1 protein-coding gene is annotated in these 935 nt (G+C 42.8%); it reads right to left on the reverse strand.

Annotated features, from left to right (window positions below; translation table 11 throughout):
* Positions 1-8 precede the first annotated feature (8 nt).
* Positions 9-935: ecotin family protein (locus tag B3Z75_RS14055; RefSeq protein ID WP_294073042.1), on the reverse strand; the 927-nt coding region annotated here is incomplete at its 5' end.

Consider the following 935-nt stretch of genomic DNA (forward strand, 5'->3'; position numbering starts at 1 on the left):
CCCGATGCCTAGTATACTAATTCAACTTTTACATCACAATTCTTTTTCACCCATTCCGCATCAAATTCGGAGATTTCGCGACGCTTCCCTTTATAAATATAGTAGGAAGAGGGAGCCGGTTTGGTCTTCACATTCCGATCGATAATCCGAGGCATGCGATTTTCTATCATCACATCCGGACAATCCTGTATTTTGGATAATATGGGGGTTATGTTTTTTGATTTACGGACATATACATGCTTGTAGCAATCATAACATTCTTCAGACAGGATAAGCGTATCCCTTCCGTTAAACATGTATGACATTTTTCTGTCTTTACCGGCAAGTTCTATCATGGGAAGCTTACCTTTGATGAAGATGGAAAAGTCGTTACTCAATTGGAATTTTCCTGCCGGTACCATTTTCCTGTTCTTGTAGTGTAGATAGGTACCATCTTTCTTGAAGGTATAGATCTTACTTAAACCGGTGTTTTTCAGTGCCGTCTTGCCGCCTGTGTATCCGCCCTCGGAGCTTGCCCATTCCCATGTCTGATAGAGTGCATCGTCATTTACGGCATAATTGTCTGCGGGATTACCGGCTTCCATGATTTCCCCGGCACTCCATACACGGTATTTTATTTCATAGCCCGCAGGCACATATACCACTACCGGAACCTGACTGTTGTATTCAATCATCAGAGGCCTGGCCGTCACAAACTCCTCGTGGTTGCTATTTTCCGGGCATCCCATTCGGGTAGCCCATACATCGCCGGTAGTAGTAAACGTATAATATTTAAAGCCTGATCCTTCCAATGTCTCTTCTTCTATAATCCCGTTTAGTCCGTGATGATTACAGTCCACCATCATATTTTTTCCGGCAATAAGTTCCACTTTGTAATCCCTTTCGTTTTTAGGATCTGCTTTTGCCGGTAACTTGATTACGACCTGTTTTTGATT

Origin of the sequence: Proteiniphilum sp. UBA1028 (assembly GCF_002316955.1) — a bacterium.
Classification (GTDB): Bacteria; Bacteroidota; Bacteroidia; order Bacteroidales; family Dysgonomonadaceae; genus Proteiniphilum.